Origin of the sequence: Flavobacterium sp. (assembly GCF_031363805.1) — a bacterium.
Classification (GTDB): domain Bacteria; phylum Bacteroidota; class Bacteroidia; order Flavobacteriales; family Flavobacteriaceae; genus Flavobacterium.
On the sequence record NZ_JANLVD010000027.1, the window covers coordinates 1 to 1567 of the forward strand.

Sequence of the window (1567 nt, forward strand, 5' to 3'; positions counted from 1 at the left end):
TAAATTTACAAAAAAAATCTCTTTTTAATGTTGCCTTTTTGTTATATTTGAACAGTTGTGCAACAAGCACAGCGGTTTTAAGAAATTGGGGCATTAGGCAAAACTGAAAGTCGGTTTTGTATCACAAACATTAGGTTTTACTCAAAGTTTAAGGCATGTTTATTCCCCAACTTCTTAAAGCCACGAGACGTTATGCGATATATTACAACAACTCACAAACAAAATATGTAACCAATTGAATTAAAAAACAAACCCGTATGGATTATTTTAGAAAACTTATTACCTCATATGAAAACTTCAGAAATAGTCACAAATATCTGCCAACTGATTCAAGTCCTCAAAAACTGGAAAAAACTCTATTTTTCAACGAACATTTGGTTTATAAACAGCAGATAATAAATTATAATGAGATTAATGCTATTTCAACAAAGTATAGTACGAAAACAATTAATTCCATTCAAACAGAAATATATATTACATTTAGAATATATTATAACAATTTTGAATCTTCTAAGAACAGCTATATTGACTTATCCTACAACAATGAAATTTTTGGATGGAGAAAAAGAGAAATCACGTCAATTGTAATAAATTTTTTAAAAGATAAAACATTCACAAATAGACTAAATAATTATTTAATTGAACTTAGAACTCAAGGTTACTTTAATTATCTAGATGGAAAAATTTATAATAACGGAGACATATTTTCTAAAGATAATTTCATTGCTAACTTATATGAAGAAAATAAAAACGGAAATGTTTGGTTCGGCGTTTCATTTAGTTCTCCATTGGGAAGAAATAAATTGAGTGATCCCTATCTTTTAAGAATCAAAAATGCTAAAAAAGACACAAACATTTTTCAGAAAAGAGATTTCGACATAGATACACAATACAATAAAGACGTTTTTGACGCATTAATTACTCAGATTATTGAGAAAGGATTTGTAATGGAAAAATAAATACATCGCATAACAGCCGTTTAGTCTTATTACACCTGTGAAGTATATATTTTATTGGCACTCACAAAATTTAAAATTCATTTAGTACAACATAAGTACAACAAATCAAAAACTTTTTACAAAGCTGTATATCCCAATGCTATTAAGCTGCGCTTGGCGGTTCATTGCTTGGTATTCTGCTAGTCTTCCACAATAATAATTGTGGGTTGCTTTTGCATACCCATTTTGCAAAAGCAAATCATTTAGACATTCTCCACTTGGCAAAATCACATATCCCAATTGCCTGTTCCAGTAGTCAAAATAATTCTCCTGTTCTGTAACGATAGTTACAACTGTTTTTGGCGGTGCAACCGACAAAACGAAGTGCAAGGATTGCAAACCAAATTGAAGCAATAATTCGGCTGGTAAATTGCTTTTCTCCTCGTCCTCTTTCATCTTTCTATTTAACTTTACTTCTGGTGCATCTAAACCATAAAGACGGATTTCTTTTTTCATTCTAGTGAAACGATTGCTAATGATTATGCTATCGCCGTCAAGGACTTCTTCAATTTGCCAATGGGTTTCCACTATGTACGGTGCTTTTGCGTTGTATTGCATTGATTTACAGT

At 30.8% G+C, this 1567-nt stretch carries 2 protein-coding genes; one reads left to right on the forward strand and one right to left on the reverse strand.

Translation table 11 applies throughout. The annotated features are described in order from the left end of the window. Nucleotides 1-257: 257 nt before the first annotated feature. Nucleotides 258-959: a hypothetical protein gene (locus tag RMN92_RS01955; RefSeq protein ID WP_309607781.1), complete on the forward strand. Its 702-nt coding sequence runs from the start codon at nucleotides 258-260 to the stop codon at nucleotides 957-959. Nucleotides 960-1064: 105 nt separating this feature from the next. On the opposite strand, the gene RMN92_RS01960 is transcribed toward RMN92_RS01955, so the two are convergent. Beyond that, nucleotides 1065-1567 (reverse strand): thermonuclease family protein (locus RMN92_RS01960; protein ID WP_309607782.1); only part of this gene is annotated, 503 nt, incomplete at its 5' end.

Bases quoted from the DNA above. Each gene is read 5' to 3' on its own strand.
- RMN92_RS01955 (WP_309607781.1), top strand. From the start codon at position 258: ATGGATTATTTTAGAAAACTTATTACCTCATATGAAAACTTCAGAAAT.